General features: G+C 74.2%; 23 protein-coding genes and 1 riboswitch. Of the genes, 11 read left to right on the top strand and 12 right to left on the bottom strand.

What is annotated here, in order from left to right; all coding sequences use genetic code 11:
• Nucleotides 1-186: 186 nt before the first annotated feature.
• Nucleotides 187-1,476, bottom strand: coding sequence for a threonine synthase (gene thrC, locus SM452_RS03795; protein ID WP_463839295.1), 1,290 nt, complete (start codon nt 1,474-1,476; stop codon nt 187-189).
• Nucleotides 1,477-1,488: 12 nt separating this feature from the next.
• Nucleotides 1,489-1,621: riboswitch (SAM riboswitch) on the bottom strand.
• 170 nt (nt 1,622-1,791) lie between these two features.
• Between thrC and SM452_RS03800 the strand changes: the two genes are divergently transcribed.
• Nucleotides 1,792-2,469, top strand: coding sequence for a DUF4232 domain-containing protein (locus SM452_RS03800; RefSeq protein WP_355513621.1), 678 nt, complete (start codon nt 1,792-1,794; stop codon nt 2,467-2,469).
• A gap of 55 nt (nt 2,470-2,524) precedes the next feature.
• Here SM452_RS03800 and SM452_RS03805 read toward each other — a convergent pair whose 3' ends face one another.
• The 3 genes from SM452_RS03805 to SM452_RS03815 all read right to left on the bottom strand — a co-directional run bounded on the left by SM452_RS03805 (nt 2,525) and on the right by SM452_RS03815 (nt 6,903).
• Nucleotides 2,525-2,971 carry a DoxX family protein gene (locus SM452_RS03805; protein ID WP_355513624.1) on the bottom strand — a complete coding sequence of 149 codons (447 nt, stop codon included), beginning with the start codon at nt 2,969-2,971 and terminating at the stop codon, nt 2,525-2,527.
• Between the two features lie 150 nt (nt 2,972-3,121).
• On the bottom strand, nt 3,122-4,039 hold the full coding sequence (locus SM452_RS03810) for an ABC transporter permease subunit (protein WP_318335892.1): 918 nt from the start codon (nt 4,037-4,039) through the stop codon (nt 3,122-3,124).
• Complete coding sequence (locus tag SM452_RS03815) at nt 4,039-6,903, bottom strand: alpha/beta fold hydrolase (RefSeq protein ID WP_463839296.1); 2,865 nt, start codon at nt 6,901-6,903, stop codon at nt 4,039-4,041. Before SM452_RS03815 ends, SM452_RS03810 begins: the two co-directional genes overlap by 1 nt.
• A 372-nt stretch (nt 6,904-7,275) precedes the next feature.
• Between SM452_RS03815 and SM452_RS03820 the strand changes: the two genes are divergently transcribed.
• From SM452_RS03820 to SM452_RS03850, 7 genes are read left to right on the top strand one after another with little or no spacing between them, the layout of a single operon-like run.
• On the top strand, nt 7,276-8,454 hold the full coding sequence (locus SM452_RS03820) for a hypothetical protein (protein ID WP_463839297.1): 1,179 nt from the start codon (nt 7,276-7,278) through the stop codon (nt 8,452-8,454).
• Nucleotides 8,441-11,347 carry a sensor histidine kinase gene (locus tag SM452_RS03825; RefSeq protein ID WP_463839298.1) on the top strand — a complete coding sequence of 969 codons (2,907 nt, stop codon included), beginning with the start codon at nt 8,441-8,443 and terminating at the stop codon, nt 11,345-11,347. Before SM452_RS03820 ends, SM452_RS03825 begins: the two co-directional genes overlap by 14 nt.
• Nucleotides 11,344-11,808, top strand: a complete 465-nt coding sequence (locus SM452_RS03830; RefSeq protein WP_013288866.1) for a roadblock/LC7 domain-containing protein — start codon at nt 11,344-11,346, stop codon at nt 11,806-11,808. Before SM452_RS03825 ends, SM452_RS03830 begins: the two co-directional genes overlap by 4 nt.
• Nucleotides 11,805-12,254, top strand: coding sequence for a DUF742 domain-containing protein (locus SM452_RS03835; RefSeq protein WP_018787957.1), 450 nt, complete (start codon nt 11,805-11,807; stop codon nt 12,252-12,254). The genes SM452_RS03830 and SM452_RS03835 overlap by 4 nt, the downstream gene beginning before the upstream one ends.
• Entirely contained in the window at nt 12,232-12,993 is a 762-nt protein-coding gene (locus tag SM452_RS03840; RefSeq protein WP_262013294.1) for a GTP-binding protein, read from the top strand. Before SM452_RS03835 ends, SM452_RS03840 begins: the two co-directional genes overlap by 23 nt.
• Before the next feature lie 45 nt (nt 12,994-13,038).
• Nucleotides 13,039-13,533, top strand: a complete 495-nt coding sequence (locus SM452_RS03845) for a hypothetical protein (RefSeq protein ID WP_262013295.1) — start codon at nt 13,039-13,041, stop codon at nt 13,531-13,533.
• Nucleotides 13,534-13,569: 36 nt separating this feature from the next.
• Entirely contained in the window at nt 13,570-15,804 is a 2,235-nt protein-coding gene (locus SM452_RS03850; RefSeq protein ID WP_463839299.1) for an AAA family ATPase, read from the top strand.
• A gap of 4 nt (nt 15,805-15,808) precedes the next feature.
• Here SM452_RS03850 and SM452_RS03855 read toward each other — a convergent pair whose 3' ends face one another.
• The 4 genes from SM452_RS03855 to SM452_RS03870 form a co-directional block, all read right to left on the bottom strand.
• Nucleotides 15,809-16,840 (bottom strand): SRPBCC family protein, encoded by a 1,032-nt coding sequence (locus SM452_RS03855; RefSeq protein ID WP_355513639.1) that lies wholly within the window; start codon nt 16,838-16,840, stop codon nt 15,809-15,811.
• A 3-nt stretch (nt 16,841-16,843) separates the two neighbouring features.
• Nucleotides 16,844-17,299 (bottom strand): hypothetical protein, encoded by a 456-nt coding sequence (locus tag SM452_RS03860; protein ID WP_355513642.1) that lies wholly within the window; start codon nt 17,297-17,299, stop codon nt 16,844-16,846.
• A gap of 149 nt (nt 17,300-17,448) precedes the next feature.
• Entirely contained in the window at nt 17,449-17,958 is a 510-nt protein-coding gene (locus SM452_RS03865) for a GNAT family N-acetyltransferase (RefSeq protein WP_262013299.1), read from the bottom strand.
• Nucleotides 17,959-18,108: 150 nt separating this feature from the next.
• Nucleotides 18,109-19,011 carry a hypothetical protein gene (locus tag SM452_RS03870; protein ID WP_355513646.1) on the bottom strand — a complete coding sequence of 301 codons (903 nt, stop codon included), beginning with the start codon at nt 19,009-19,011 and terminating at the stop codon, nt 18,109-18,111.
• Between the two features lie 152 nt (nt 19,012-19,163).
• On the opposite strand from SM452_RS03870, the gene SM452_RS03875 reads away from it, so the two are divergent.
• Nucleotides 19,164-19,376: a hypothetical protein gene (locus SM452_RS03875; protein WP_013288875.1), complete on the top strand. Its 213-nt coding sequence runs from the start codon at nt 19,164-19,166 to the stop codon at nt 19,374-19,376.
• Nucleotides 19,377-19,382: 6 nt separating this feature from the next.
• Here SM452_RS03875 and SM452_RS03880 read toward each other — a convergent pair whose 3' ends face one another.
• From SM452_RS03880 to SM452_RS03895, 4 genes are all read right to left on the bottom strand, one after another.
• A complete protein-coding gene (locus SM452_RS03880; RefSeq protein ID WP_355513648.1) occupies nt 19,383-19,871 on the bottom strand; it encodes a DUF3263 domain-containing protein in 489 nt (162 codons plus the stop codon).
• Between the two features lie 135 nt (nt 19,872-20,006).
• Entirely contained in the window at nt 20,007-21,020 is a 1,014-nt protein-coding gene (locus tag SM452_RS03885; protein WP_355513651.1) for an ABC transporter permease subunit, read from the bottom strand.
• Entirely contained in the window at nt 21,017-22,015 is a 999-nt protein-coding gene (locus tag SM452_RS03890; RefSeq protein ID WP_262013303.1) for an ATP-binding cassette domain-containing protein, read from the bottom strand. Before SM452_RS03890 ends, SM452_RS03885 begins: the two co-directional genes overlap by 4 nt.
• A 96-nt stretch (nt 22,016-22,111) precedes the next feature.
• The gene (locus SM452_RS03895) at nt 22,112-22,897 is read right to left on the bottom strand and encodes a DeoR/GlpR family DNA-binding transcription regulator (protein ID WP_013288879.1); all 786 of its coding nucleotides are present in this window, start codon (nt 22,895-22,897) and stop codon (nt 22,112-22,114) included.
• Nucleotides 22,898-23,096: 199 nt separating this feature from the next.
• On the opposite strand from SM452_RS03895, the gene SM452_RS03900 reads away from it, so the two are divergent.
• Complete coding sequence (locus SM452_RS03900; RefSeq protein ID WP_262013304.1) at nt 23,097-24,026, top strand: SIS domain-containing protein; 930 nt, start codon at nt 23,097-23,099, stop codon at nt 24,024-24,026.
• Nucleotides 24,023-24,223 (top strand): hypothetical protein, encoded by a 201-nt coding sequence (locus SM452_RS03905; protein ID WP_463839300.1) that lies wholly within the window; start codon nt 24,023-24,025, stop codon nt 24,221-24,223. Before SM452_RS03900 ends, SM452_RS03905 begins: the two co-directional genes overlap by 4 nt.
• Nucleotides 24,224-24,234: the final 11 nt, after the last annotated feature.

A 24,234-nucleotide genomic window follows, 5' to 3' on the forward strand; every position in this document is an offset into this window, starting at 1 on the left:
CCCGCACGAAGCATCTTGCGCCGTCCGGTTCCTGCCGTCAAGTCCTTGAGGGTGGTTTTCTGGCACTCACCGCACATCACCGGTTACCCACCGGTCTCACCCGATCCCCCGCCCGGGCGAGCCCCACCTCCCCCACCCGGCCACCCCGCCATCCCGGCCCGACCGGGGTGGCGGGAGAAGGGACCGTCAGGCGAGGAGGCCTGCGTCGCGGGCGGCGCGCAGGCTGGGCTTGATGCGGTGGGTGGGGCCGACCTGGGCGGCCACCGCGTCGAGCGTCTTCAGGCCCTCGCCGGTGTTGAAGACGACAGTCTCGGCGGACGGGTCGAGCCGCCCCGACTCGACCAGCTTGCGCAGCACGGCGACGGTCACGCCGCCGGCCGTCTCGGCGAACACCCCTGTGGTACGGGCGAGCAGCCGGATGCCGGCGCGGATCTCGTCGTCGTCGGCGTAGTCCATCCAGCCGCCGGTACGGCGCACCGCCTCCAGCGCGTACAGCCCGGCGGCCGGGTCGCCGATGTTCAGCGACTTGGCGATGCCGACCGGCTTGACCGGCGTGATCGTGTCGGTGTCGCCGTGCAGCGCGGTGGCGATCGGGTTGCAGCCGGCCGACTGCGCGCCGAACACCTTCCAGCCACCGGCCGGCGCCTCGACCAGCCCGATCTCGACCAGCTCGGTGAACGCCTTGTCGATCTTGGTGAGCAGCTCGCCACTGGCCATCGGGATGACCACCTGGGCCGGGATCCGCCAGCCGAGCTGCTCGGCCACCTCGTAGCCGAGCGTCTTGGAGCCCTCGGCGTAGTAGGGCCGCACGTTCACGTTGACGAACGCGGTGTCCTCGAACTCGTCGGTCTCCACCAGTTCGCCGCAGAGCCGGTTCACGTCGTCGTACGAGCCGTCGATGGCGACCAGGTCGCCGCCGTACACGGCGGTGGTGACGACCTTGCCCTGCTCCAGGTCACCGGGGATGAAGACGACCGACGGCACACCGGCCCGGGCCGCGTGCGCGGCGACGGAGTTGGCGAGGTTGCCGGTGGAGGCGCAGGCGTAGCGGGTGAAGCCGAGCGCCTCGGCGGCGGCGAGCGCCACCGAGACGACCCGGTCCTTGAACGAGTGGGTGGGGTTCGCGCTGTCGTCCTTGACCCAGAGCGGCGCGGTGAGCCCCAGCTCGGCGGCGAGGTTCGGGGCGGCGACCAGCGGGGTCAGCCCCGGGTCGAGCGTGACCCGGGTGGCCGGGTCCTGACCGGCGGGCAGCAGTGCCGCGTACCGCCAGATGTTCGCCGGACCGGCCTCGATCTGCTCCCGGGTGACGGTGGCGAGCGCGGCGCTGTCGTAGTCGACCTCCAGCGGCCCGAAGCACTCGTAACAGGCGTGCTGGGCGGCCAGCGGGTAGCGCGCCGAACAGGCGCGGCAGACCAGGGCGCGGGCCGGGCTGAGGGTGGTGTCGATACCGGTGGCGACGGGAAGCGTCGACGTCATGTCGAGGAGTTCCTCTCATCTTTCCCCGCATCGCCGGGTGCGGCGGGGACGGAATTGGCACCTGCCCGCTGTCGCTCGTCGTCGAGCGTGCGGGTGGTTGCCGGGGCGTCGTCGGGCCGTATCCCTCAGCCCCTCTGGATGAGGTATTCAGTTGTGCCGCCGAGTCTATGCGCTGCTCACGGCCGCGCCACCTCGGGATCCCACGCTGTGGGCCGGCTCAGCGTCCGACCACCGCGACCGGCTCCACCACAGCGGGCTGCCCGGGCCTGCTCGATGCGGTCCTCGCCGAGCGCGACGGAGTGGCATGATCGCCGGATGCGGAGACCGGCGCGCCTGATCGGCGCCCTCACCGGCGTGGCGCTGCTGACCGCCTGCGCCCCGGCGCAGGGGCCCGCCGACGGGCGGCTGCCCGACCCGCCCCTCACCGGTGTCGACCCGCTGACCACGGTGCCGCCACGACCGGGCGCCCCCACGGCCGGGCCGGCACCCGCCGCCACCTGCTCCCCCGAGGGCATCGCGATCACCGAGCTGGGCGTGAGCGCCGCGATGGGGCTGCGGGCGATGGGCCTGGACCTGCTCAACTGCGGCGACCAGCCGTACGAGTTGCGCGGCTATCCCGCGGTCACGCTCCGGGACGCCGACGGCGACCCGATCGAGGCGCGGATCATCCCGGGTGCCAAGCCGATCACCTCCGGCTTCGACCACCCGCCCACCCGGATCGTGCTGGCCCCCGGCGAGCGGGCCGGCGCGGCGCTGATCTGGCGCAACCTGGTCACCGACGCGACGGTGCCGGCGACGAACGGCACCGGACTCGACGTCGCGCCGGTGGCCGGCCGGCCGGCGTACCCGGTCGCCCTGGACGGGCCGATCGACCTCGGCAACACCGGCCGGCTGGGCGTCAGCGCGTGGGAGCGCCGGGAGCCCGGCCCGGGCGACACGCCCACGCCGGCCGCCCCACCGCCGCCCACGACGCCGCCGGTCAATCCGCTGTAGAACCAGAACCCGGCACGGGAGCGCCCCGACCGGGATCTGGTTCGGCGGCGGACGCTCAGACCGGGACCGAGGCCGGCGCGGCGGCGCGCTCGGCCGGGACGGCGTTGCGGCGGGCCAGCAGCGCGTCGATCGCCCAGTTGCCCGGGCCGAGCACCGCGACCAGCAGGAACGACCAGCAGAAGAGCGCGGCCAGCTCGCCGCCGTTCTGCATCGGCATCAGGTGGTCCGGCTGGTGCACCACGAAGTACGCGTACGCCATCGAACCGGAGGCGAGCAGCGCGGCCGGCCGGGTGAACAGGCCGACGAGCACCAGCGCGCCGCACACGAGCTGAATCAGCGCCGCCCACCAGCCGGGCCAGGTGGCGAACGGGACAGCGCCGCCGGTGGCCGGATTGCCGCCGAAGACGCCGAATATCGAGGCGGCGCCGTGGCAGAGGAAGAGCAGGCCGGTGACGATGCGGAACAGGGACAGCACGGGGGCCTTCAGCTGCGCCGGGATCATGGGAAACCTCCTGGTACGGGTGGCGGACGCCGTCCAGGATGGCGGGACTATTGATAGATGTTAATCGATATCTTTGCAGGCGGGACAATCTCATGGGAACGCTCCCATGATATGGGCCCGGCCGCCCCGCCGCGACCCCGTCCGGTCACCTCAGCTCGTGACGTCCTTGCGGGTGAAGCGCCAGAAGGCCAGACCCCAGAACAGCGTGGCGTAGACGACCGCCGAGAACGCGCCCTTGACCACGTCGTCGGTCTGCATCGGCGTGGACAGCAACCCCAGCCAGGCGCTGCTGTAGTGGGTCGGCAGCAGGTTGCGCAGCCCGCCCAGCGCGGTGATCTGGTCCAGGATGCTGGACAGGATCCACAGCAGCACCGCCCCGCCGACCGCACCCAGCGCGGCGTCCGTCGTCACCGACAGCAGGAACGCCAGCCCGGCCACCACCAGCAGCACGACCGCGAGATAACCGAGCACGCCGAGCAGCCGCAGCAACCCGTCGGCAGGCGCCAGCTCGGCCGAGACCTGGCTGCTCAGCGGCTTCCAGCCGTACCGGAGCGTGCCGGCGAGCAGCGCGGTGCCGGCCAGCAACAGCAGGGCCAGCCCCGAGTACGCGAGCGCGACCACCAGCTTCACCGCGAGCAGCCGGGCCCGGGGCACCGGCACCGCCAGCAGGTAGCGCAGGCTGCCCCAGCTCGCCTCGCTCGCCACCGTGTCGCCGCAGAACAGCGCCACCACCACGACCAGCAGGAACGACGCGGACACCAGGATCGAGAACAGGGTGAAGTTGAGCCCGCCCGAGGTGGCCAGGTCGGCCAGGCTGGAGAACTCGCCCCGCCCGCCGCCGTCGTCGTCCCCGGCGTCGAACTGGAACGCCACCAGGATGATCAGCGGCAGCAGCACCATGAACCCCAGCGCGAGCTGGGTACGCCGGCGCGACGCCTGCCGCCGGAACTCCGCGGCGAACGGGAGCGTGGCCGAGGGCCGGTAACCGGCAGCCGCCCCGCCCGCGCCCGGCGCCGGCGTACCGGACGTGCCGCCGCCAGGCGACGATGCCACAGACGAACCCGCCATCACCGGTCCCCGCTTCCCCGAGAGTTCTCGCCCACCAGGGCGAGGAACGCGTCCTCCAGGCGGCGCCGGGGCACCACCCGGTCCACCCCGATGCCGGCGCGGACCAGTTCGGCCACCACCTCGCTGCGGGCGGTGCCGTTGGTGTCGACCACCAGCCCGCCCTCGGTGTCGGGCAGCACCCGTACGCCGTCGAGCCGGTCGAGCACCGTCCGCGCCGCGTCCGGGTCGCTCACCTCGAACAGCACGCTCGGCGACTCGCCGACGATCTCCTCCACCGGGCCCGACGCCACGATCCGCCCCTTGTTCACCACCACCGCGTGCGTGCAGGTCTGCTCCACCTCGGCGAGCAGGTGGCTGGAGACCAGCACCGCCCGGCCGTCGGTGGCGTAGCGCTGGAGCACCCGGCGCATCTCGGCGATCTGCGGCGGGTCCAGCCCGTCCGTCGGCTCGTCCAGCACCAGCAGCTCGGGCAGGCCGAGCATGGCCTGGGCGATGGCCAGCCGCTGCCGCATGCCGTGGCTGTACTTCTTCGTCCGCCGGTGCACCGAGTCGCCCAGGCCGGCGATCTCCAGCGCCTCGTCGAAGTGCGCGTCCTCCCACGGCCGGCCGGTCGCCCGCCAGTACGCCTTGAGGTTGTCCAGACCGGACAGGTGCGGCAGGAAGCCCGGCCCCTCGACCAGCGCGCCGATCCGGGACAGCACCGGCGAGCCCGGCACCAGCCGGTGCCCGAAGACGTAGATCTCCCCGGCCGTGGGCTGGGTCAGCCCCATCAGCACCCGCAGCGTGGTGGTCTTGCCCGCCCCGTTGGGTCCGAGCAGGCCGACCACCTGACCGGGGTGCACCTCGAAGTCGACGTCGGAGACCGCGACGAAGCCGTCCGCGTACTCCTTGCGCAGGTTGCGTACGGCGAGCGGGACGCCCGCGTACTCCGGGTGCACGGAGTCGTCCTGGCGGCGGTGCCGGCGGCGGGTGAGCAGCACGACCACGACGAGCCCGGCCACGATCGCGGCGAGCAGGCCGGCCAGCGCCCAGCGCCAGATCGTCGCGGTGGTGGGGATCGGCGTGGAGTCGACGGTGGGCAGCGTCAGCGGCCCGTCGGCGAGCGCCACCGTGTGCACGGCCGGTTCGGCCGGCGAGGCGTACGCCTGGTCCGACGTCGCCACCACGAGCCGCAACCGGTGCCCGGCCTCGACCCGCCGGACGATCCCCGGCAGCGTCACGGTGACCGGCGTGGCCGCGTCGACGGTGGCCGGCAGGCCGGTCAGGCGCACCGGCGCGACCAGGCCGGACGGCAGCGTGGCGGCGCCCTGCGGGTCGACGTCGTAGAGCTTCACGAACAGCACCGCCTCGCCGGTCGGTGAGGCGGCCCTGATCCGCACGGTGGGCGCGCCCACCACGTCGACCGGCTCGTCCAGCGGCGCCGACTCGAAGCGGGCGTGCTGGCCGGGGATGTCACCGGCGACGCCGTCCAGCAGCGAGCCGAGCGCACCCGCGAACGGCACCGAGGAGATCGCCGCCGGGTTGCCGTTCGGCGGTACGGCGACCGGCTGCGGCGGACCGGCGAGCGTCACCTCGCGGCGGTCCTGGCCGGCCAGGCCCGGATAGTCGGCGGTACGGAAACCGGTAGCCACCAGGCCCCGGTCGAGCGCGTCGAAGCCGGCGATCCGGGAGAACGTGAACGTGTCGCCGGGGGCAGCTCCGTCACCCTTGACGTAGTGGTCGAGCCACTGCGCGGTCAGGAACTTCACCCGGTCGGAGTCGGAGGTGGGTCCGGAGCCGCCGTCGTGGCCGCCGGTGAACCAGGCGACCCGTACGGGCGTGCCGGCCGCCGCGATGCCCCGGGCGTTGGCGTCCGCCTCGGCCAGCGGGAACAGCGTGTCCGCCTCGCCCTGCACCAGCAGCGTCGGCGACTTGATCCGGTCCAGCACGCCGGCCGGCGACGACCGGCGCAGCAGCTCGACCGCCGCCGCGTCGGCCCGGCCCGTGGTGGCGATGCGCAGGTACGCGGCGCAGACGTCGGCCGCGAAGCGCCCGCAGGACGGGTCGGCGGCGCCGGCCGGCGCGCGACCGGAACCGGTGCCCGGCCCGGCGCCCGGCTGCGGGCTCGGCGGGCCGGCCGACTCGGGTGCGCCCTCCGGCGCGGCGGCGGTGGCGCCGGAGAGCCCGGCCGGACCGGAGCCGGCGTTCCCGCCGCCGCCGAAGAAGATGCCCGCCCAGCCCTTCTTGAACACGCCGTCGGTGGGCTGCCGGCCGCTGCTCTCGGGCAGGAAGGCGCGGGACAGGTCGTTCCAGGTGATCATCGGGACGATCGCGTCGACCCGCTGGTCCTGCGCGGCGAGCAGCAGGGCCAGGCCGCCGCCGTACGAGCCGCCGACCACACCGACCCGGGGGTCGCCGGCCGCGTCGAGGCGGATGTCCGGCCGCTGGGCGAGCCGGTCGAGCAGGCGCTGCGCGTCCCGCACCTCGTAGTCGGGGTTGTCCAGGTGGATCTGGCCGCCGCTGCGCCCGAAGCCGCGGGCGGTCCAGGTGAGCACCGCGTACCCGCGGGCGACCAGGTCCTCGGCGTCCGAGCGGACCGAGTCCTTGGTGCCGCCGAAGCCGTGCGCCAGCAGCACCGCCGGTACCCGCTTCGACGACGAGGCATCGGCCGGCAGGTAGAGCGTGGTGTCCAGGTCGACGGGCTCGTCACCGGAGGGCCCGGAGCGTACGGTCACCAGCGCCGCCTCGGTCCGGAAGTCGTCACCCCGCGGCCGGGCCGCCCAGACCAGCGCGGCGGCGACGAGGACGACCACCGCCACCGCGGCGACGGTGCGGCGCGGATGGCCGGCCAGGGCGCGCCGGAGCCGCGCGGCGGTTGATCTCATGCGGCACACGGTACGGGCCGGCGGCTGAGCATTCGCTGAGATCCGCCGTACGTCTGTCCGGTTGCGCCGATCGTCGCGAAGCGTCCGTCATCCGCCAAAGGTCCAGAGCATCCCAGCGGGACGTATTCGGATCACGTGAATTCACATCTACAGGCGCAAACCATCGTCGATGTCATTTCTCGGCAACTCGATCACACGCTACGTACCTTTCGCCCTGACACAGGGTCACCCAAAGTGGACTGACGTGAAGCCGACTCATCGGCCGAGGTCTCACGCGCGTCCGGTTCGGCTACTTTTCCGGTCCGGTGCACGGGACTGCGTACGGCGACCTCCCGGGGCACCGATCGCCCCGCCGTCGCCGGAGGAGAACACATGACAGTCCCCGCGTCGCGGGTCCGTCGGCGGCCCGCCGTACCGGGCCGTACGCTCACCCTGGTTCTGGTGCTGGCGCTGCTGGCCCCGCTCGGGCTGATCTTCATCCAGGCCGAACGCGACTTCGCCGACGACCACGACCTGGTGAGCCGGGAGCGGCTCGGCGTCCGCTACCTGCGCGCCCTCGGGCCGGTCACCGACACGCTGGTGGAGGCCCAGGCCATCGCCGTCGCCGAGGGGGCGGTCTCCCGGGCCTCGCTCGCCGCCGCCATCGAGGGCGTCGCGGAGGTGGACAACGCCGTCGGTGACGAGCTGCGCACCCACGAACGCTGGGCCGGGCTGCGGGCCAAGCTGGAGGCGCTGCCGGACCGCGGCATCGGCGACCCCGAGGCGGCGTACCGGGCCTACGGCGAGGCGTCCGACCTGCTGCTGGCCCTCTACCGCAAGGTGCGGGAGAGCTCCGGGCTGATCCGCGACCCCCGCTCCGACTCGTTCTTCCTCCAGGACGGCATCGGCGGGGACCTGCCCACCGCGACGGTGCTGGCCGGGCGGCTCGTCGACCTGGCCCGGCTGTCCGCCAAGCGCCCCGCCGCCGAGCGCGCGCGGGTGGGCGCCGAGCTGGCCGAGCTGCGGGTCGCCGCGCTCGGTCCGGCCACCGACCTGGTCACCGACCTGCGCTCGGCGGTGGACAGCTCGGAGAGCACCGACCTGGGCGCCAACGTGCTCACCCCGCTGGACACCTACCAGCGGTCCCTGGAGACGTTCGCCGTCTACTCGGCGCCCGGCGCCGGCCGGTCCGCGCCGGGCACCGACCAGCTCACAAAAGCCGGGATCAGCGCGCAGAACGCCGCCAAGCAGCTCCGTACGGTCATCCTCGACCAGCTCGACGCGCTGCTGCGGGAACGGCTCGACACCCTGGAGCGGGACCGGCTGCTGGGCCGGATCGCCGCCGGGGCGGCGGTGCTGCTGATCGCCGGCATCGTCGCGCTGCACGTGGCCGCGCTGCGCCGGGACCGCAACCGGGCCACCCCGTCCCGCCGGGAACCGGCCGAGGCCGCCCCGGCGCCGACCGTCCACCCGGAGCCACCGCTGAACGCGCCCGGGGCCGACCGCCAGCCGGTCGCGGTGGGACGCGGTGGCGACGCCGACCGGTGGAGGCCGTTCGATGCTGCTCGGTAGGTTACGCATCCGGGGCAAGCTCGCCCTGCTGGTGATCATTCCGCTGCTCAGCATGGTCGGCCTGGCCGTACCGGTCGTCATCGACCGGGTGTCCACGGCCCAGCGGGCCGCCGACACCGCCGAGACCGTCCGCGTCGCCAGCCGGGTCGGCAGCCTGGTCCAGGACCTCCAGCAGGAACGCCTGCTCTCGATCGGCCTGCTGCTGCGGCGGGTGAGCCGCACCGAGCTGATCCAGAAGTCGGCCACCGTCGACGACCGGGTCGCCGACCTGCGCGCCGAGCCGCTCCCCGCGGCCGTCCGCGAGAGCCTCGACGGGGTACGCCGGCTGGAGGACGTCCGCAACGCCACGCTCGCCGGCCGGGCCACGCCGCAGCAGATCCTGACCGTGTTCGGCGAGGTCGACACCGCCCTGATCGACGCGCTGCGGCTGCCCTTCCGGGTGGACACCGACACCGCCGCCGGGCGGCAGGTGCTCGCCCTCGACGCGCTGCTGCGCGTCGACGAGTCCCTCAGCTCGTGCACCACCCAGATCGTGCTGGTCAAGGCCACAGGCAATCCGGAGGTCGCCCGCGCGTTCGTGGCCTGCATGGCGGCGCTCAACGTCGACAACCGGCGGTTCCGCAAGCTGATCACGCCCGAGCAGCTCAAGGTGGCCCAGCTGGACGACGCCGCGGTGGCCGCCCGGACCAGCCCGACGTTCCTGGTGGACAGCCTCCGCGACCCGGAGGGCGCGATCGCGCCGGTGCCGCTGGACGTGCTGTTCCCGTCGGCCCGGTCGATGATCACGCTGGGCCAGTTCGTGGAGAAGAAGGTCGTCGCGGACGTCATCGCGGAGACCCGCGCCCGGGAACGGGAGGCGCTGACCGCGGCCTGGCTGGTCAGCCTCGCGGCGGCCGCGATCCTGCTCGTCGTGGTGCTGCTGAGCATGACCGTGGCGCGTACGGTGGCCCGGCCGCTGAGCCGGCTCACCCGCTCCGCCGAACGGGTCGCCCGGGTCACCGAGGCCGAACTGACCCGCGTCGCCGACGACGAGTCCGAGACGGTCCCCCCGGTACGCCTCGACCCGGTGGAGGTCAGCGCCCGGGACGAGATCGGCGACCTGGCCCGCGCGTTCGACCGGGTGCAGCACACCGCCGCCCGGCTGGTCGAGCGGCAGGTCGCCGGCCGGCGCAACGTGGCGCAGATGTTCGGCCACGTCGGCCGCCGTACGCAGAACCTGGTCGGCCGCCAGATCGCGCTCATCGACCGGCTGGAACGGCAGGAGACCGACCCGGGCCGCCTGGAGCACCTGTACCGGCTCGACCACATCTCCAGCCGGTTGCGCCGCAACGCGGGCAGCCTGGTGGTGCTCTCCGGCGCCACCGGCTCGGACGGCCACGTGGCCCCGGTGCCGCTGGCCGACGTGGTCCGACTCGCGCTCGGTGAGATCGAGGACTACACCCGCGTGGACGTGGAGGTCCCGCCCGGCGTGGCGGCGGCCCCCGCCATCGCCGGTGACCTGGTGCTGACGCTCGCCGAGCTGATGGAGAACGCCACCTCGTTCTCGCCCCCGCACACCCGCGTGGTGGTGACCGGCGAGCTGACCGACGGCGGAGCCCGGCTGGTCGTGGTCGACCACGGCATCGGCCTGACCGGGGACCGGATGGCCGAGGAGAACGCCCGGTTCACCCGGCGGGAACGCCTCGACCTCGCCCCGACCGAGGTGCTCGGCCTGTTCGTGGTCGGCCGGCTGGCCCGCCGGCACGGCTGGAGCGTCCAGTTGAGCCACACCCCCGGTGGCGGCGTCACCGCGGCCCTGGAGATCCCGGGCGCCTCACTCGTGATCCGCCGTCCCGAACCGGTCGGCGTCAGCGCCGGCCGGGCCGCCGTACCCGGCGCCCGCGAGCCGGAGCCGGCGGTCGTCGAGGCGCCGGCCGGCTTCGACGCCGAACTGCTGAGCCGGGCCACGCGCAGCATGTCCAGCGGCGACCCGTGGAACGCCTTCGGCCACCAGGCCGACACCGCGGAGGCGGACGAGGACGCCGGTCCGGCCACCGGCGGTCCGCCACCGGTATGGCCGCCGTCGGCCGTACCGCCGGCGCGTCCCGGGCACGTCTCCCCGCCGGCACCGGTCGCCGGCCCGGCCCCGGCCGCTCCCCCGGCCGCCGGGCCGGCGGCCGGCCCCACCCTGACGCCGCCGACCGGCCGTCCGGCCCCGGCGCCGTCCACCGGGCCGGCGCTCGCGCCACAGTACGGTCCCGGGCTCGCGCCACAGCACGGTCCCGGGCTCGCGCCACAGCACGGTCCCGGGCTCGCGCCACAGCACGGTCCCGGGCTCGCGCCACAGCACGGTCCCGGGCTCGCGCCGCAGCACGGTCCCGGGCTCGCGCCGCAGCACCGCCCAGGGCTCGCGCCGCCGCCCGGTGGCGCCCGCCCGCCGGCGCCCGCCGGGCCACCCCCGGCCGTGCCGGCGCCGACCGGGCCCAACCCGGTCGGCCCGCCCGCCGGCCGCCCCGGTACCCGGTCGCCGATCCGGCAGCGGGTGCCCGGCGCGAACCTGCCGGCCGCCCCGCCCGCCGGACCGGCCGGACCGGCCACCGGCGGTCCACTGATCGGCGTCCCGGCGGATCCGTCGAGCGTCCGGGCCCTGGTCGAGGCGTTCCAGGACGGGGTACGGCGGGCCGAGGGCGCGGTCGATCCCACGCCCCCGGCGACGGAACGGCCCCGGCTCAGCCGCCGGGTGCCCGGCGCGAACCTGTCCGTCTCCCCGGCACAGTCCGCGCCCCCCACCAGTTCCGACCCCGGCGATCCCGTCGAGGTCCGCAACCGGATCAGCGAATTCGAGGCGGGCGTCGCCCGTGCTCTGCGCGAAGTCAGTACCGACCGCCGCTACGAAGAGGACCCATCACGGTGACCAGCCCCTTCCTCCACGAGAACGTCGAACAGAGCACCACCGGCGACCTCAGTCCCGAGGCACGCACCTTCAACTGGCTGCTCGACTCGTTCACCTCCAGCACCGCCGGGGTGATGGAGGCGATCGCGGTCTCCTCGGACGGGCTGCTGATGGCCATGTCCGCGATCAAGGACAGGTCCAACGCGGAACGGCTCGCCGCCGTGGTCTCCGGCATGACCAGCCTCGCCGGGGGCGCCGCGAGCTGGTACGCGCTCGGCGCGCTCAACCGGGTGATCGTCGACATGGCCGAGGGATACCTGCTGATCAGCGCGATCAGCAGCGGCTCGGTCCTCGGCGTCGTCGCCGACCGCACCGCGAACCTGGGCACCGTGGCGTACGAGATGACGCTGTTCGCCGGACGCGCCGGCGGCGCTCTGAGTCCGCGGCTGATCGCCGAGCTGAAGAACGCCGTACAGCAATGATCCCAGGGGCCGCCGGCGCGGACCCGGAGCCGGAGCCCGGCGTCCGGATCCGCCCCTTCCTGAACGCGTCCGCTCCGGTGCCGGAGCCGGACGCGGGCGACGGGGAGCCGACCGGCCCACGCCCCTTCGTGCTGACCTCCGGACGGGTGGACGGTGACCCGGCGATCGGCCTGGAGACCCAGGTCACCGCTCGTCCGGGCAGCACCTCGTGGGCGGTGACCGCCCGGTTGGCCCCGGAGCTGGCGGCGATCGTCGCGATCTGCGCCGAGCCCGTCTCGGTGGCCGAGATCTCCGCCCGGACCCGGATGCACTTCGGGGTGACCCGGGTGCTGGTCGGCGACCTCCGGGCCGCCGGCCATCTCGACGTGCACGTCGCGGACGTCGACGACGCCCTCGATCCCGACATCATCCTGCGAGTGATTGATGGACTTCGTGCGATCTCCTGAATGGCCGGTGGCCGCCACGGGCGGGCCGGCCGCGAACAGCGCCCCGAGCCGCTACGGCGGCCCGGCGCCGCTGATCGGCCGGGCCACGCCACCCCCGCCCACGCCGCCGCTGCCGTACCTGCCGCCGGGTGTGCCGCCGGCCGAACCGGCCCCGATCGTCAGCCGGGTGCCGGCGCCCCGGCCGCCGATCCCGGTCAAGATCCTCATCGCCGGCGGGTTCGGGGTCGGCAAGACCACCACCGTCGGTGCGATCTCCGAGATAGCGCCGCTGACCACCGAGGCGGAGATGACCACCGCCGGCATCGGCATCGACGACCCGGGCGGGGTCGCCGGCAAGACCACCACCACCGTGGCCATGGACTTCGGCTGCGTGACCATCGACCGCAGCCTGAAGCTCTACCTCTTCGGTACGCCCGGACAGGCGCGCTTCGGGTTCATGTGGGACGACCTGGCCCGGGGCGCGCTCGGCGCGCTCGTGGTGGTGGACAGCGCCCGGCTCGACGACTGCTACCCGGCGATCGACTTCTTCGAGCGGTCCGGGCTGCCGTTCGCGGTGGGCGTCAACGCCTTCGACGGCCGGCTGGCCCTGGACCTGCCGTCGATCCGCTGGGCGCTGGCGATCGGTGAGCACGTGCCGCTGGTGCAGTTCGACGCGCGGGACCGCCTCTCGGTGCGGGACGCCCTGCTCGTCGTCCTGGACCGCGCGCTGGACCGGGCCACCCGATCCCGGGCAGGCTGAACCGGCAGTCGTTTCGATCCGTTGTCTGGCGAAGGGGTGGACGCCATGAGAGGTGATCTGGACGAGACACTGGCCCGGATGGCACGGCGCGAGGAGGCGCTGCGCCGCCGGGCACCGATGCCCGGCGAACCGGCCGGGACGCCCGAGCGGGACGTACCCGCGGAGGCGGCGGACGAGCCGGGCGACGGGCGGGCGGGGCACGGCGCGTACCGGCTGCGCGGTGGCGAGGCCCCGGTGCGGCGTGACCCGGTCGAGGAGGTCGCCGAGGCGGTCCGACGGGTGGTGGCCGAGCACCCGGGGCTGGCCGTGACGCTGCGGGTGGAACTGGGCGAGCAGGCGTACCCGCTGCGGGTCTCCTGGTCCGGCACGGCGGTGACGGTGGGGCCGGCGGCGCCGCCCGCGCCGCCGCCGGCGTGGCCCATGTCGGTGAAGACGGTGCCGGCGCCCGGCCACGACCCGCTGGAGTCCGACCCGGCGGCCCGGCTGGCCGAGATGATCCGGCGCGACCCCTCGCTGCTGGACGATCCGGGCCCGCGCTGACCGGCAACCGATGATCGGGGCGGCTACTGTCGGCGGGTGGCCGAACCCGACCTGACCCTGACCGCGACGCTGCGGCCGGCCGCGCTCGACGCCCGCCGCGGCGTGGTACGCCTGCATCCCGAGGTGCTCACCGCGCTGGCGCTGCGCCCCGGCGACCCGGTCCGCCTGACCGGCCGCCGGGTCACCGCCGGCATCGCTGCCGCCGCCGAGCCGAGCACCAGCGGCGCCCTCCTGCACGCCGACGACCTGCTGCTGGGCAACCTCGGCCTGCGGGCCGGCGGCCAGGTCACGGTGAGCCCGCTGCCGGCGGCCCCGGCACGCCGGCTCACAGTGTCCGGCCCGGCCGCTGTGGTCGCCGCTGTCCCGCCGGAGATGCTGCGGCTCGCGCTGCTCGGCAAGGTGGTCACCGCCGGGGACGACGTCTCGCTGCTGCCGCAGGACGTGCTGCCGGACGCCGCCGTGCGCGGCCTGATCGAGGCCGCGCGGCGCAGTCTCGCCAGTTCCGTCGGGTACGCCTGGACGAGCACGCTGCTCACCGTCGTGTCGGCCGAACCGGCGGTCGGCGCGCTCGTCACCATGGACACGGTGGTGGGCTGGGAACACGGTCCCGCCACCCGCGGCTCCGGCCCGGCGTCCTCGGACCCCACCGCGCGGGTCTCCGCCCCCGCCACCCCGGCCGGGACGGAACCGGACCTGCTCGGCCCGGAGGACGCGCCCGACGTGGACGAACTGCCCGGCCTGCGCGCCCAGGCCGAGGAGCTGACCGAACTGCTGGACCTGGGCTTCCACCACCGTGAGGTGCTGGGCCGGCTCGGCACCACCGTCTCGCTCGGCGTGCTGGTGGAGGGCCCGGCCGGTTCGGGCAAGTCCGCGCTGGTGCGTGCCGTCGCCGCCAAGGTCGGCGCGGGCGTACGGCCGCTCTGGGCACCGGAACTGGCAGCGCTCAGCAACGACGCGGCGGCCCGCCGGCTGCGCGAGGCGGCCTCGGCGGTACGCGCCGGTGGCCCCGCCGTGCTGCTGGTCACCGACGTGGAGTCGATCGCCCCGGCCGACGAGCCGGGCCCGCTGGCCACCGTGTTCCGCCAGGTGGTGGCCGAGACGCTGCGGGCCGGTACCGCAGTGGTGTGCACCAGCGGACGCCCCGAGGCGGTCGATCCGGCACTGCGCGGCCCGGACCTGCTCGCGCTGCGGATCACCGTGCCGCTGCCCGACGCGGCGCTGCGCCGGGAACAGCTGACGGTGCTGACCCGTGAGGTGCCGCTCGCCGGTGACGTCCGGCTGGACGAGGTGGCCGCCCGTACCCCCGGTTTCGTCGCGGCGGACCTGGCGGCGCTGGTCCGCGAAGCAGGGGTACGCGCGGCGCTGCGCCAGAAGGCGGCGGAGACGCCGACGGTGGCGATGGCCGACTTCACCGCAGCGCTGGAGGTGGTCCGGCCGACCACGATGTCCGCGTCCACCCTGGAGCTGGCGTCGGTGACGCTGGACGACGTGGGCGGGCTGCACGAGGTCAAGCAGACGCTCACCGAGTCGGTGCTGTGGCCGCTCACCTACCCGGACACGTTCGCCCGGCTGGGCGTGACGCCGCCCCGCGGGGTGCTGCTCTACGGTCCGCCCGGCTGCGGCAAGACCTATCTGGTGACCGCGCTGGCCGGTTCCGGGCGGGCGAACGTGCTGTCGGTGAAGGGCGCGGAGCTGCTGTCGAAGTGGGTGGGTGAGAGCGAGCGGGCGGTCCGGGAGCTGTTCCGCCGCGCCCGCCAGGCGGCGCCCACGCTGGTGTTCCTGGACGAGGTGGACGCGCTGGCCCCGGTACGCGGGCAGGCCACCGACGGCGGTACGACCGACCGGGTGGTGGCGGCGCTGCTGACCGAACTGGACGGGGTGGAGGCGCTGCGCAACGTGGTGGTGGTCGGCGCGACGAACCGCCCCGAGCTGGTCGACCCGGCGCTGCTGCGTCCCGGCCGGCTGGAACGGCTGGTCTACGTGCCGCCGCCGGACGGTCCGGCCCGCACGGAGATCCTCCGCGCCTCGGCCCGGGACGTCCCGCTCGCGCCGGACGTGGACCTCGACGCGCTCGGCGCCGAGCTGGACGGCTTCTCCGCCGCCGACTGCACCGCGCTGGTCCGGGAGGCGGCGCTGGCAGCCATGCGGGAGTCGCTGGAGGCGAGCACGGTGACCGCCGCGCACGTCGAGGCGGCCCGGAACCGGGTCCGCCCGTCCCTGGACCCGGTGCAGCTCGCGCAGCTGGAGTCGTACGCCGCCGGCCGGTCCTGACCGGTCAGCGTTCGTCGCGGCGGCGGGCGGCGGGGCGGCGGGGGCGCTCCGTTACACGGCGGCGGCGCTCGGGTTCGCGCTGCCCGCGAGCCGTCCGGCTGCGGGCACGCTCCGGCTCGGTCAGGACCGGCTCGCCGGCGTACTCGTCGTCGTCGAAGTCGTTGCCCTCGTCGTAGGCGGCGTACTCGTCGTCCGCCGGCCCGGCGTCTCCCCGCTCCTCCCGCAGCGCGGTCTCGTGGTCCTTGACCACCTGGGAGTCCTCGATCTCGCCGCGCCAGCCCTCGACCGCGTCCGGGTCGAGCACGGTCCGGGTCATCACGTGCCGGACGAAGTGCTTCAGCTCCAGCCGGACCCGTCGGCCCTGGGCCCGCCACAGGTTGCCGGTGTGCTCCAAGAAGCCCTGCGGGTGGTACTCCAGCACGACCAGGATCCGGGTCAGCTCCGGGCCGACCTCGTGGAAGCTGACGGTGCCGTCGACCGAGCCCTTCTCGCCCGTCGACCGCCAGTGGATGAGCCGGTCCGGGATCTGCCGGACGATCGTCGACTCCCAGCTCCGGTGCGACCAGAGCACCTGCGCCTTCCAGGTCATCTTCTCGTCGGCGTCGCAGTCGGCCTGCTCGACCTTCTTCATGAAGCTCGGGAAGTCGCCGAACGTCGTCCACCGGTTGTAGGCGGCCCGGACCGGCACGCCGACCTCGACGGTCTCGACGATGTTCGTGACCTTGAGCTTCTGGCCGCCGTCCCGGCCGCGCCTGCGACCGAACGCCGCCATCAGCTTCTCCTTACCGCCGGCCAGGCCGGCCCGGAACATGGCAGTCACCGGCGAGGCGCCCTCGGCGAGCCGTTGCGCGCCGGTGGCGGCGGCGACCAGGCCCGGGTCGCCGCCCCGCTTCGCGTACTCGCTCAGGCGTCCGGTGGCGTCGGTGATCCGGTCGGTGACCACCTGCACGGCCCGCTCGCCGAGGGCGGTGGCGAGATTGTGCAGCTCGCCGCCGATCTGGTCGCGGGCCCGGTCGGCCAGGCTGCCCGTCGCCACGGCTCACCGCCCCCGATCGGCTCGGGCCGGCACCGGCGCGGCGGGCTGGTCGTCCAGCTCCTGCTCCTCGTCCGGCGCGGAACGTTCGGCGCCCGGCCCGGAACGGTCCTTGTTCGGCCCGGACCGCTCGGCGTCCGGCCGGCCCGCGCCGGTCCTGCGGCGCAACGCGCCGGCGCCCTCCCGCAGTCGCCCGCCGATCGCGTCGATGCCGTTGCCGGCGGCGGCGGTCGCGGCCGCCCGGCCCGCGGCCACCAGCGGCGGCGCCAGCCCGCCGAGGTTGCGCAGCTGCGGGTTCGCGGCCATCAGGTCCGCGCCGAGCTGCTTCAGGCCACCCGGGCGTCGGCTGGCCCGCCCGGCGGCGACCGCCGCCGCGAGCGTCAACGCGGTACGCATCTTCTTCCGGCGACCCAGCAGGTAGCCGAACCCGACGGCGAACGCCACCCGTGATCCGCTCTTCATCCGCTCTCCTCCGCGCTCCCCGGGGAGGTCGGGTCCCGGAGACGCGGGCAGTACCCGTCACCCCCTCGGCAAAACACTTCCGTGCGAGCACGAAACCGCCCGGTGAGGCGGCTCTGAGCAGGAGAAACGTGATCGGGGAACGAAACGGGTCAGCGGATCGGCAGGGCCGAGTCCAGGGACATCCGGGCGTGCAGTCTGCCGTCCTCCGTACGCAGTTCCGCGCCGCATCTGCGCAACACCGAGATCGCGCCCGCGTTGTCCGGCGTGGTGTCCGCGACCACCGTGTGCATCCCGGCCGCGGCGGCGGCGTGCAGCAACTGCCGCAGCGCGGCGGCACCGAGGCCCCGGCCCCGCGCCGACCGGCCGAGCCACATGCCGGTCTCCACGGTTCCCGGCTCGTCCCGGCGGGTCATCCGCACCATGCCGACGACCTCACCGCCGGAGACGATCGCGTACATGGCGGTGCCGGTCGGGCCGTTCAGCCCGCCGAGGTTGGCGCGGTGGAACTCGCGGAACGCGTCACGGCGGGCCAGCGACCAGCCCGCCGGGGCGTCCACCGGAGGCATGACGTCCTCCGGTTCCGCCTCAGCCGCCGCTACGGAGAGCAACGGTTCCAGGTTCCGTTCGTCCACCGGCTCCAGCCGTACAGCACCCGTCACGTCGCGCAGTCTGCCGCGCGTGGTCCGGGTCGTCCACCCCTTTGGGGAGGGATTGCCGCTATGGCCGACCGCCTCGTCCGGTCGTACCCCCGGGGTGTTCCCGCCTCACGCTGCGTTGTCATCCGACCGGTCGTTCCGACGTGAGCGTGGTCACGGCCGACTGTCGAACTCGCAGAGCACCGCCGACGCGTCATCGGTGCGCTTGCGTCGCCGTAGCCGGTCCGGCTGGTCCCGCTCGGCCGCCCGGACCCGGTCGATCAGCCCGTCCGGGCCCTCCACCGTCAGCACCTCCAGCAGCCCGGCCCAGTCGAACAGGCCGAACTGGTCGACAGCGCAGGAGGCGCCGTCGCTGAGCAGCGCGGCCCGCCGCAGCGCACCCGGACCGCGCAGCGGAAGCGTCCCGGTCAGCGCGTGGTACGCCGCGTCCGGGTCACTCGCCGCCGCCCAGTAGCCGTGGGTGCGGTTCATCCGGGTGCGCTGCACGGTCGTCGCGCGCCGGAACCGGGTCGCCGGGTCGGTCTCGCCGTCGGGCAGCGCGGCGGCGCTGCGACGCAGGTCCGCCACCGCGTCCGCGAGCCGGTCGTCGGTGACCACCTCGATCCCGCGGTCGGTGTCGAGCACCAGCGGGCTGTCGCAGAGCACCAGGTAGTCGACCCGGTCGCCGCCGGCCCGGAGCAGGCAGACGGTGGACGACGGGGTGCCGGGATGGTCGAGGTCGCACGTCCCGCCGTGGTCGGCCCGTACCGCGAGGATCGCCGCCGCGAGGCTGCTCATCAGCGTGGCTGCGGGACGGGCCGCGACCGCCAGGCCGATCCGGGCGGCCAGGTGGCGGACGTACCAGGCGGGGCCGTGCGCGCAGCCGGTGTCGAAGCCCTCGGGCACCGTGGCCCCGTCGAGGATGCCGACGAGCGGGCCGAACCGGAAGACCACGTCCTCGTTCTCCGGCCGGCCGGGGGCCGGGTCGGAGGCGGAACGCACCCGCATCACCGGCGCCTGCGCGGCCGGGCGGGCCGGGCTGCTGCCGATCGCGTACCTGCGGTCTGGTGCCCCCATCGTCGGCCTCCGTTCGTCGTCGCCGGCCGCCTACCCGGACCGCGCCGGGTCATCCGCCGCCGACCCCGATCGCGGTAACCGTGCGTCATCTTCCCCCAACCTTCGGTAGCGTCGGATGCGACCGGGTCGGTCCCGGTGACAGGGGGTACGAGATGTTGGAGCGGTTGCACGAGGGCGGCATCCGGGCGGAGCACGCCTACCTCGCCGGATTCGTCAGCATCGGCCTCTCGGTCACCAGCTGGTTCCTCTCCAAGCACATGGAGCGCGCCGGGGTGGCGCGGGCGGACCGCTGGGGCATCTTTATCGGCGAATGGGCGCCGACGTTCTTCGCCATCGGCAACGGGCTGCGCACGTACGAGAAGTGACGCCGGTCAGCGACGCCGGTTGCGGGCGCGCGACGACCGCAGCCGGCGTAGCCGGCCGATCAGCATCGGCTCGGCGGCGAGCGCGGCCGGGTGGTCGAGCAGCACGTTGAGGAGCTGGTAGTAGCGGGTCGCGGAGAGCCCGAAGGTGTCCCGGATGGCCTGCTCCTTGGCGCCGGCGTGCTTCCACCACTGCGCCTCGAAGGCGAGGATCCGCTGCTCCCGCTCGGTGAGGCCGACGGGCGTCGTGCCCGCACCGGCCGCATCTGCGGCATCCGGACCGGCCTGCTCGACCGGCGCGGCGGACTCGACGGGCGGCGAGGCGGGCCCGGCGGCGGCGGGCTCGGCGGGCCGAGCGGACTCCGACGGCTCCGAGGGTGCGGTGGACTCGACGGGCGGAGCGGTGCGCGGCGGCGGAACGGTCCCGCCCGCGTGGCGCGTACCCGCTGCCGGGCCGGACCGGTCGACGGCGGCCCGCTGCGAGGCGTCGGCGGACATGGCGCTCCTCTCCGACGGCGGGTGACCGGCACGCGGAGCGCGCCGGCCGGGGGAGCCCCAGCGTAACCAGGGCCGCCCCCGGCCGCATCGGACGCGGGGTCCGCACCGCCGGGGGAGCCGGCGGCGCGGACCAGGTCAGGCGATGTCCCGCCGCCGCATCGTCCAGAACGCGGCCACGACCGCGCCCACCAGCGCCACGCCGAACACCACCGCCGACTGCTGCCAGGTGACCACGTACGTCGCCGGCTCGCAGGCGCCCTGGGAGAACTGGCAGGTGTCGTAGTCGAACAGCTCCGCCTGCTTCAGGAACCACGACTGTGCGTACGTGGACAGCACGTACCGGTCACCGAACTGGACGCCGAGCACCGCCACCGCGATCCGGATGCCGATCTCGCTCACCGCGAAGATGCCCACCGCCGCGCCGAGCGCCATCGCCGTGTGCCGGCCGAGCGAGGCCAGCGCGAACCCGACCGCCGCCACGAGCAGCGTCATCCCCAGCGCCCGCAACCCGTCCAGCCCGATCGACTGCCACACTCCGGCGGTCATCTTCGCGGTGCTGCCGCGCTGGCTGGCGATCAGCCAGAACGCCGCCGTCCAGAGCGCGCCGAGCACCACGGTCAGGCCGAAGACGGTGGCGAGCAGGGCGGCCAGCTTCGTGCCCAGCACGGTCAGCCGTTTCGGCCGCCAGAGCAACAGGTTCATCATTCCGCCGGTGTTCCACTCGGCGCCCACGAAGGAGGCGCCGACGATGAAGCCGAACAGTGCCACGGAGGCGGCGAACACGGCGATGAACAGGGGGAACTCGGCCCGGAAGTCGAACTGGTACGGCAGGTACCACTTCGCCTCGAACATGTCGGGCTGCGGCTGGTAGTCCTTGCCGCAGTTCGGGCCGTACCGTTCCTCGGTCTTCTCGCCGCGCGCCTGGGCCGCCTCGCACTCCGCGACGGTGCGCTTCCAGTCCGTCATCGCGGACTGGTAGTCGTTGTTCGCCTTGGCCTCGGCCTCGGCCACGGCGGCGGGCGAGAGCTTCTCGCTGGAGAAGCTGAACGCGGTCGCGACGGTGGCCAGGCCGAGCACCAGCAGCACGAGCATCAGCCGGGTCACCCGGCGCTTGCCGAGCCGGCGCAGCTCGGTGACGAACAGGCTCATGCGCCCCAACCTCCTGCGGTGCCGGTCTGGTCGACCTTGGCGGACTGATCGACCTGACGGTGCTGGCCGGGGACCGGCGCGGTGGCGGTCAGTTCGAGGAAGACGCTCTCCAGGTCGACAGCGACCGGGGTGAGCTCGCTGACGTACAGGCCCTGCTCGGCGAGCAGACGGCTGACGGTGGCCGGCTTGTCCACGCCGGACAGCATCAGGTGGTCCGGCTCGGCGGCCACCTGGACCCCGGCCCGGGTGAGCGCGTCGGCGGCCTGGGGCAGGTCGTCGACCGCCTCCAGGCGTACCCGCACGGCGCCCTGGGAGTGGGCCGCGAGCACCTGGTCGACCGGCCCGAACGCGACCCGGCGGCCGAGCGAGATGATGGTGACCGAGTCGCAGATGAGCTGGATCTCGCCCAGGATGTGGCTGGAGAGCACCACTGTCATCCCGGCCTCGGACAGCTCCCGCATCAGCCCGCGCATCTCCCGGATGCCGCCCGGGTCGAGGCCGTTCGCCGGCTCGTCGAGGATCAGCAGCTTGGGGTTCTTGAGCAGCGCGGAGGCGACCGCGAGGCGCTGCTTCATGCCGAGCGAGTAGGTCTTGACCCGCTCGCCGGCCCGGTCGCGCAGCCCGACCAGCTCCAGCACCTCGTCCACGCGCTGCTTGGGCAGCTCACCGGCCTGGGCGAGCAGGCCGAGCGTGTCCCGCGCGGTGAAGTGCGGGAAGAACTGCGGACTCTCCACGATGGCGCCGACCTGCCCGGCGACCGCCGGCAGCGCGTGCGGCAGCTCCTGGCCGAGGATGGCCATCCGGCCGCCGTTCGGCTTGATCAGGCCGAGCAGCGTCCGCAGCGTGGTGGTCTTGCCCGAGCCGTTCGGGCCGAGGAAGCCGTGCACCTGGCCGGCCTCGACTCGCATGTCGAAGCCGTCGAGCGCGTGGCGGACCCCGCGTTTCCGGCTCCGGTACGTCTTGCGGAGACCTTCGATCTCCAGGACAGCCGACACAGCTGACCTCCCCCGATAAGTAGGCGTCAGCGATACCATACGCGGTATGCACCGGAAGGCAATACCCGGTATGCAGTGTCGGTGTGTCGGGAGAGGTCAGGCGCAGACGACGTGGACGCCCGCCTCGCGGAACGCCGCCACGACGTCCGGCGACGCGCCGGAGTCGGTCACCAGCGTCTCGACCCGGTCCACCGGGCAGATCCGGGCGAACGCGTGCCCACCGAGCTTCGACGAGTCGGCTATCACGACGACCCGCTTGGCCCGGGCCACCATGAGGCTGTTCATGGCCGCCTCGCCCTCGTGGTGCGCGGCGGCGCCGAGCTGCGGGTCGATCGCGTCCACGCCGAGCAGCGCCACGTCCAGCGTGACCTCGCGCAGCAGCGCCCCGCCGAGCGGGCCGACCAGCTCGAACGACTTCGGCCGGACCACGCCGCCGGCCACCACCACCTTCATCCGCGAGCGCACCAGCAGCTCGTTGGCGATGTTCAGGGCGTTCGTGACCACTGTGAGCTGGGCACCCTCGGCGCTGGTGTTGAGATCAGGGCGGACCGCCAGCGCCCGCGCCACCTCGGTGCTCGTGGTGCCGCCGTTGAGACCGACCACGGTGCCCGGCGACACGAGCGCCGCGGCGGCGGTGCCGATCCGCTGCTTCTCGGCCGAGTGCTTCGCGGTCTTGTAGCGCAGCGGCAGGTCGTAGGAGACACCGTTGGCGACCGCGCCACCCCGGGTACGGGTGATCATCTGCTGCTGGGCGAGCTGGTCGAAGTCGCGCCGGATGGTGGCCTGGGAGACGTCGAGCCGCCCGGCCGCCTCCTCGACGCTGACCCGGCCGCTGTCGGTCAGCATCTCCAGCAGCGCGTTCCAGCGCGCGTAGCGGTCCACCGCGGGGCCCTCCCCAGACTGTGCGTGAACGGTGATCGGTTGCGTGCACACTAGTGCGCGAAACTGGGTCCGCGCAAAACCCTGCGCTGCGCGAACGGGGAGACGGTTGCCACGACCACCAGCTTTCGCGCAGAATGACGCGCGAAAGGCGGCCGTATCGCGCCGTATTGCGCAAGGTCTCCCCTGGGGAGGAGTTGTCATGGCGTACGTGCACGCGGAGATCGCGAGCCAGCCCGACTGCTGGCGGGAGGCGGCGCGACTCGCCCCGACCGTCGCCGAGCACCTGCCGCGTCCCGGCGAGCGGGTCGCCGTGGTCGGTTGCGGCACGTCGTGGTTCATGGCGATGGCGTACGCCGGGCTGCGCGAGGCCGCCGGCCAGGGCGAGACCGACGCCTTCCAGGCCAGCGAGTTCCCGGCCGGCCGCCACTACGACCGGCTCATCGCGATCACCCGCTCCGGCACCACCACCGAGGTGCTCGACCTGCTCACCGCGCTGCGCGGGCGGATCCCCACCACGGTCCTGGTCGGCGACCCGGACTCGGCCGCCGTCACGCTCGCCGACGCCACAGTCGCGCTGCCCTTCGCCGACGAGCGGTCGGTGGTGCAGACCCGCTTCGCCACCACCGCGCTCGCGCTGCTGCGCGCCCACCTCGGCGAGGACCTCGGGCGGCTGGCCGCCGACGCCGAGGTCGCCGTACGCGCCCCGCTGCCGATCGACCCGGCCGGCATCGAGCAGGTCACCTTCCTCGGCCGCGGCTGGACCGTCGGGCTGGCCCAGGAGGCCGCGCTGAAGTGCCGCGAGGCGGCCACGTTCTGGGCCGAGGCGTACCCGGCGATGGACTACCGGCACGGCCCGATCTCGGTCGCCGCGCCCGGCCGGCTGGTCTGGGCGCTCGGCGAGATCCCGGACGGCCTGTCCGAGGACGTGGCCGCGACCGGCGCCGCGTTCGTGCACAGCCGCACCCACGGCTGGCGCACGGTGCTGACGAGCTGGTCGGCCGGCCGCAACCCGGTAGACCCGATGGCCGACCTGATCCTGGCCCAGCGCTTCGCGGTCGCGCTCGCCACCAGCCGCGGTCTCGACCCGGACGCGCCGCGTCACCTGACTCGGTCCGTGGTCCTGGCATGAGCGAACGCACCGAGCGCAGCGAGGGCCGTGAGCGCATGCCCAGCCGACACAGCATGACCGAACGCACCGAGCGCAGCGAGGGCCGTGAGCGCATGCCCAGCCGGCACAGCATGAGCGAACGCACCGAGCGAAGCGAGGGCCGTGAGCGCATGCCCAGCCGGCACAGCATGAGCGAGCGAAGCGAGCCCATGGCATGAGCGAGCGAAGC

This window comes from Micromonospora sp. SYSU B005, from assembly GCF_055362685.1.

Excerpts from the sequence above, each read along its gene's own strand:
- SM452_RS03875 (WP_013288875.1), top strand. The coding sequence starts at position 19,164 with ATGTTGGAGCGGTTGCACGAGGGCGGCATCCGGGCGGAGCACGCCTAC.
- SM452_RS03900 (WP_262013304.1), top strand. The coding sequence starts at position 23,097 with ATGGCGTACGTGCACGCGGAGATCGCGAGCCAGCCCGACTGCTGGCGG.
- SM452_RS03840 (WP_262013294.1), top strand. The coding sequence starts at position 12,232 with ATGGACTTCGTGCGATCTCCTGAATGGCCGGTGGCCGCCACGGGCGGG.
- SM452_RS03845 (WP_262013295.1), top strand. The coding sequence starts at position 13,039 with ATGAGAGGTGATCTGGACGAGACACTGGCCCGGATGGCACGGCGCGAG.
- SM452_RS03800 (WP_355513621.1), top strand. The coding sequence starts at position 1,792 with ATGCGGAGACCGGCGCGCCTGATCGGCGCCCTCACCGGCGTGGCGCTG.
- SM452_RS03835 (WP_018787957.1), top strand. The coding sequence starts at position 11,805 with ATGATCCCAGGGGCCGCCGGCGCGGACCCGGAGCCGGAGCCCGGCGTC.
- SM452_RS03805 (WP_355513624.1), bottom strand. The coding sequence starts at position 2,971 with ATGATCCCGGCGCAGCTGAAGGCCCCCGTGCTGTCCCTGTTCCGCATC.
- SM452_RS03810 (WP_318335892.1), bottom strand. The coding sequence starts at position 4,039 with ATGGCGGGTTCGTCTGTGGCATCGTCGCCTGGCGGCGGCACGTCCGGT.
- SM452_RS03870 (WP_355513646.1), bottom strand. The coding sequence starts at position 19,011 with ATGGGGGCACCAGACCGCAGGTACGCGATCGGCAGCAGCCCGGCCCGC.
- SM452_RS03815 (WP_463839296.1), bottom strand. The coding sequence starts at position 6,903 with ATGAGATCAACCGCCGCGCGGCTCCGGCGCGCCCTGGCCGGCCATCCG.
- SM452_RS03825 (WP_463839298.1), top strand. The coding sequence starts at position 8,441 with ATGCTGCTCGGTAGGTTACGCATCCGGGGCAAGCTCGCCCTGCTGGTG.
- SM452_RS03820 (WP_463839297.1), top strand. The coding sequence starts at position 7,276 with ATGACAGTCCCCGCGTCGCGGGTCCGTCGGCGGCCCGCCGTACCGGGC.
- thrC (WP_463839295.1), bottom strand. The coding sequence starts at position 1,476 with ATGACGTCGACGCTTCCCGTCGCCACCGGTATCGACACCACCCTCAGC.
- SM452_RS03905 (WP_463839300.1), top strand. The coding sequence starts at position 24,023 with ATGAGCGAACGCACCGAGCGCAGCGAGGGCCGTGAGCGCATGCCCAGC.
- SM452_RS03860 (WP_355513642.1), bottom strand. The coding sequence starts at position 17,299 with ATGAAGAGCGGATCACGGGTGGCGTTCGCCGTCGGGTTCGGCTACCTG.
- SM452_RS03885 (WP_355513651.1), bottom strand. The coding sequence starts at position 21,020 with ATGAGCCTGTTCGTCACCGAGCTGCGCCGGCTCGGCAAGCGCCGGGTG.
- SM452_RS03880 (WP_355513648.1), bottom strand. The coding sequence starts at position 19,871 with ATGTCCGCCGACGCCTCGCAGCGGGCCGCCGTCGACCGGTCCGGCCCG.